We start from the raw sequence: 5,035 nt of genomic DNA, 5'->3' as shown, positions 1-5,035 counted from the left end.
CTTGCGTGGTTATTGCAGCGCGGCTAGAAAAGATAAGCAGTAAAGAGCAGGATAACTTAGCGCGATTATTATGCGACACCTTTTTTGTTAATGATCAAGGCTAGCAAATAATCGGGTCGGCTAAAATGGCCGGCTGAATAATGATTTACGTCTCGGGATGGAAACTACGCGTGGATATACAGTATGTTGACACGTACGAGCTTACCCGTGCGGGCCAGGAAGTGCATGGCCAGGCTCCGATCGATCAATTCGAACGTCTGATTGAAGACTTGCCTGAACAGGCCGACACGATGGTGTCATGGACTGTGAAGGGTGAAATGGATTCGTTTGGGCAGCGGTTTTTGCGTGTGCATGTAAAGGCTGCTCCCATGCTCGAGTGCCAGCGTTGCATGAAGCCGTTCGAGTGGCCGGTCGATAGTCATAACCGTTTAGAGGTTGTGAACTCCGAGGCAGCGCTCAATGTTGACGACGCTGCCGACGCAGACCCCGATGATGCCATCATCGAACGTATTTTGGGGTCGCAGCGCCTGGATGTTCTGGCTCTTGTCGAAGATGAAATCATCCTCAGTTTGCCGTATGTGCCCAAGCACGATGTTTGTACGTTGTTGTCGGAACCTCTTGAAGAAGAGCCCGATGGCGATCTGGCTAGGCCCTCGCCGTTCGCGGTGTTGGGTCAGCTAAAGAAAGATTAACTTTACCGAACTTAACTTGCGGGAATCATCGCGTACAATAGCGACCCGTTTACAGGAGTCATCATGGCCGTTCAGCAAAACAAAAAGAGCCCGTCTAAGCGCGGTATGCATCGTTCACACGATTTTATCGTGGCCCCTTCGACGGCAGTTGAGCCCACTTCGGGCGAAATTCACCTGCGTCACCACATCAGCCCCAACGGCATCTATCGCGGCCGTAAAGTGCTCAAATCCAAGAACGACGAATAATTCAGTTGTTTGCGATCTCGCTATAAACGCTACAGATTGCGCACTTGATGTCGAAAACTGAGATTCGAATCGCCATCGACTGCATGGGCGGTGACATCGGCTTGCCGGTAACCATCCCGGCAGCCTGTCAATTTGCGAAGCAGAACCCTGATACGCGTTTCCTGCTCGCGGGAAATCCTGCGGCCATCGAGGCTGCTTTGCGTGAGCAGGGCTGCTTTGGGGGCGGGTGGTACGAAATTTTGCCAGCCTCTGAAGTCGTCCTGATGGACGACTCGATAGAGGTCGCCTTACGTCGCAAGAAAGACTCGTCCATGCGTGTGGCGGTTCAGGCCGTGAAAGACGGCCGGGCCGATGCCTGTGTTTCGGCTGGCAATACCGGCGCCTGGATGGCGATTTCGCGCTATATCCTCAAGACACTCGATGGCATCGACAGGCCAGCGATCGCCACGTCCATTCCTAATCAGAAGGGCGCGGCGACCACCATGCTGGATCTGGGCGCCAACGTAGACTGTTCTGCCGAGAATTTGCTGCAATTTGCCATCATGGGTTCGGCGTTGGCATCGTCGCTTGATCATCGTAAGCGGCCTACCATCGGTTTGCTCAACATCGGCGAAGAAGTCATCAAGGGCAATGAAATCGTCAAGAAGGCGGCAGAGCTCTTGCGCGCCAGCGGCTTGAATTTTTACGGCAACGTTGAAGGCGACGATATATGCAAAGGCACCGTCGACGTAATCGTCTGTGATGGCTTTGTAGGTAATGTCGTACTCAAGTCCATGGAAGGCCTGGCCAAAATGGTTGGCAACATGATGCGTGCAGAATTTACGCGCGATTCATTGTCCATGGCTGCTGGCATGCTGGCCAAGCCAGTGCTCAATCGTTTCCGGGACCGTGTTGATAATCGTCGTTACAATGGTGCAGCCTTGCTTGGTTTGCGGGGTATCGTCATTAAAAGCCACGGTTCTGCCGATGCTTATGCTTACGGTTATGCGTTGCAGCGCGCCCGTGAAGCAGTGCACAATGGTCTGCTTGATGGTATTACAAGCGCTATTGACAGCCTTCGCCAAAGTTTACAAGCCGCAGCGGCTGAATCGGCGAAGATCCCCAACGAATTATCTGATCCTGCGCCATAGCACAGGTGTCTGGAAGCTACTATGCCTTATGCCAAGATAATAGGGTCCGGCGGCTATTTGCCTCCCCGTGTTGTATCCAACGACCAACTGGCCGCGGATCTGGCCACTCGCCAGATCGAAACCTCCGACACCTGGATTGTCGAGCGCACCGGCATACGCCAGCGCCATATCGCCGATGAAGGTACGACGACCAGCATGCTGGCCACCAAAGCAGCCCAGGCAGCATTGGAAGACGCCGGCATTACAGCCGATGAGCTTGATCTGATCATTGTTGCTACGTCGACGCCCGATTTTGTGTTCCCCAGCACAGCTTGCCTGGTGCAGGCTAATTTGGGCTCCAAGGGCGGTGCCGCATTTGACGTCCAGGCAGTCTGCAGCGGCTTTGTATATGCGCTCACGACAGCCGATGCTTTTATCCAGGCGGGCCGAGCCAAGACGGCACTGGTCATTGGCGCCGAGGTGTTTTCGGGCATTCTCGACTGGAGCGATCGAGGCACTTGCGTGCTGTTTGGCGATGGCGCGGGCGCAGTCGTACTCAAGGCTAGCGACGAACCCGGCATTATTGCCGCGCAATTGAATGCCGATGGCAGTCAAATGAAAATCCTGGCCGCAGCTGGCAATGTGTCGCACGGCAAGGTCACAGGCGACCCCTTCCTTCGTATGGATGGTCAGGCGGTTTTCAAGCTTGCCGTCACCAGCTTGGCCAAATCGGCGAAAGAAGTCTGCGAGCAGGCGGGTATCGGCCTGGACGAAATAGACTGGATGGTGCCGCACCAAGCCAATATACGCATTATCAATTTCCTTAGCCGCAAGCTGGGTGTTCCCGACGACAAGGTGATCGTTACCGTCGATCGGCACGCCAATACCTCTGCGGCCAGTGTGCCGCTGGCCTTCGACGTAGCGCGTCGTGATGGCCGTATAAAAAGCGGCGATACGGTCATGATGCAAGGGGTCGGTGGTGGTTTCACCTGGGGCTCGGTGCTCGTCAAAATGTAGGCGGCGGCCGGCCCGGTGCCGGCCCCCTGGCTTTCAACTCACTTAGTAACTATTCATATGAAAATTGCTTTTGTCTTTCCCGGGCAGGGATCGCAGTCTGTAGGCATGCTCGATGCATGGTCCGATAATGCAGTAGTCAAAAGCACGCTGCTTCAGGCTTCTGATGCCCTGGGTCAAGATCTTGCTGCCTTGATCGCCGCCGGGCCAGCCGAAGAGCTTAATCTCACAACAAATACCCAGCCTGTGATGCTGACAGCGGCGGTGGCCGTATATCGCGCCTGGATAGCCGCTGGCGGCTTGGCTCCCACACTGGTCGCGGGCCATAGTCTGGGCGAGTATTCTGCGCTGACGGCCGCGGGTGCGATAAGCCTGGAGGATGCCGTGGGCATTGTCCGGATTCGTGCCGATGCCATGCAAGCCGCTGTCCCTGTAGGGACCGGCGGCATGGCAGCTATTCTTGGCCTGGACGACGACGTCGTCATATCCCTCTGCGAACAGGCTGCCCAAGGCGAAGTGGTTGAGGCGGTCAATTTCAATGCGCCGGCGCAGGTGGTGATTGCGGGGCATAAGGGGGCTGTCGAACGGGCCTGCGATCTGGCCAAGGCTGCGGGCGCCAAGCGCGCGCTGGTGTTGCCGGTATCCGCTCCGTTCCATTCCAGCCTATTGAAGCCCGCAGCGGCGGTGCTCGAACAGGCTTTGGCAAAAATCTCAGTGGCCGTGCCTGGTATTCCTGTGCTCAATAACGTAGACGTGGCTAGCCCGTCGGATCCCGTCGCCATCAAAGATGCCCTGGTGCGACAGGCTTGGCACGCAGTACGTTGGGTGGAAACCATACAGGCCATGAAGGCTCAAGGTATTACTCATGTGGTCGAGTGCGGGCCTGGCAAGGTACTTAACGGCTTGACCAAACGAATTGATCGCGATCTGATGGGGCTGTCGATTACTGATCCGGCGTCTTTGCAGTTGGCATTAGAAACTTTACAGGGGTAAACGCATGCAAGATAAACAACTTGAAGGCAAACTGGCCCTGGTAACCGGCGCCACTCGTGGCATTGGCAAGGCTATTGCGCTCGAACTCGCGGCTCATGGTGCGAAAGTGGTCGGTACGGCTACGTCGGAATCCGGCGCTCAGCAAATTACCGATATGCTGGCCGAATCCGGCGGGCGGGGTGTAATCCTGAATGTAGACGATGCGGCCGCTTGCGAAAGCCTGGTCGCAGAGTTGGGCAAGGAAGATGGCGGTCCGCACATATTGGTAAATAACGCCGGCATTACCCGTGATAATCTTGCCATGCGTATGAAAGACGACGATTGGCAAGCTGTCATTGACACCAATCTGTCGGCTGTTTTTCGCTTGTCGCGTGCTGTCACAAGAAGCATGATGAAGGCACGTTGGGGGCGAATTATCAACATTACGTCGGTGATAGGCTATAGCGGCAATGCAGGCCAGGCCAACTATGCAGCCGCCAAGGCTGGCGTGGCCGGCATGTCGCGTGCCTTGGCTCGCGAGCTGGGCAGCCGCAATATCACAGTAAATTGTGTCGCACCTGGTTTCATAGAAACCGACATGACCCGAGCGCTCAGCGAAGCCCAGGCTTCGGCTATTCTTACGCAAATTCCTCTAGGGCGCCTGGGCGGCGCAACCGATATCGCGAATGCGGTATCCTTTTTGGCCAGCCCGCGCGCAGACTACATCACAGGCACTACGCTGCATGTCAATGGCGGCATGTACATGTAATATACCGAACAGACGGCTCCCTCGTAGGGTAAAATCTGTTTATCCCAGAGGTATTCCGAATAGACGTTTTGTCTAATCAAGGCAAAATATCGTTGATATCCGGTAATACCGTTTTTTTTTGTCATAGCCAGCGCCCAATATTTTTTTCGTTTGGCTATAATTCGCGGGAATTTTCCCAACTTGGAGATCTGCATGGAAAGCATCGAACAGCGCGTCAAGAAGATCGTCGCTGA

6 protein-coding genes are annotated in these 5,035 nt (G+C 55.2%); all 6 read left to right on the top strand.

Translation table 11 applies throughout. The features are described from left to right. Positions 1-170 precede the first annotated feature (170 nt). On the top strand, positions 171-692 hold the full coding sequence (locus tag ABWO67_RS19010; protein WP_353154821.1) for a YceD family protein: 522 nt from the start codon (positions 171-173) through the stop codon (positions 690-692). 63 nt (positions 693-755) lie between these two features. Then, positions 756-938 (top strand): 50S ribosomal protein L32, encoded by a 183-nt coding sequence (rpmF, locus tag ABWO67_RS19005; RefSeq protein ID WP_132639517.1) that lies wholly within the window; start codon positions 756-758, stop codon positions 936-938. 47 nt (positions 939-985) lie between these two features. Next, positions 986-2,068 (top strand): phosphate acyltransferase PlsX, encoded by a 1,083-nt coding sequence (gene plsX / locus ABWO67_RS19000; protein ID WP_353154818.1) that lies wholly within the window; start codon positions 986-988, stop codon positions 2,066-2,068. A gap of 21 nt (positions 2,069-2,089) precedes the next feature. Beyond that, entirely contained in the window at positions 2,090-3,064 is a 975-nt protein-coding gene (locus tag ABWO67_RS18995; protein WP_353154815.1) for a beta-ketoacyl-ACP synthase III, read from the top strand. 57 nt (positions 3,065-3,121) lie between these two features. Next, entirely contained in the window at positions 3,122-4,054 is a 933-nt protein-coding gene (gene fabD / locus ABWO67_RS18990) for an ACP S-malonyltransferase (RefSeq protein WP_353154812.1), read from the top strand. A 4-nt stretch (positions 4,055-4,058) separates the two neighbouring features. Next, positions 4,059-4,802, top strand: a complete 744-nt coding sequence (gene fabG / locus ABWO67_RS18985; RefSeq protein ID WP_353154810.1) for a 3-oxoacyl-ACP reductase FabG — start codon at positions 4,059-4,061, stop codon at positions 4,800-4,802. Positions 4,803-5,035 lie beyond the last annotated feature (233 nt).

Source organism: Pollutimonas bauzanensis (genome assembly GCF_040393045.1).
Classification (GTDB): Bacteria; Pseudomonadota; Gammaproteobacteria; order Burkholderiales; family Burkholderiaceae_B; genus Pollutimonas; species Pollutimonas bauzanensis_A.
The sequence above is the reverse complement of the archived record's forward strand: the minus strand, read 5'-3'. Positions and strand labels throughout refer to the sequence as shown.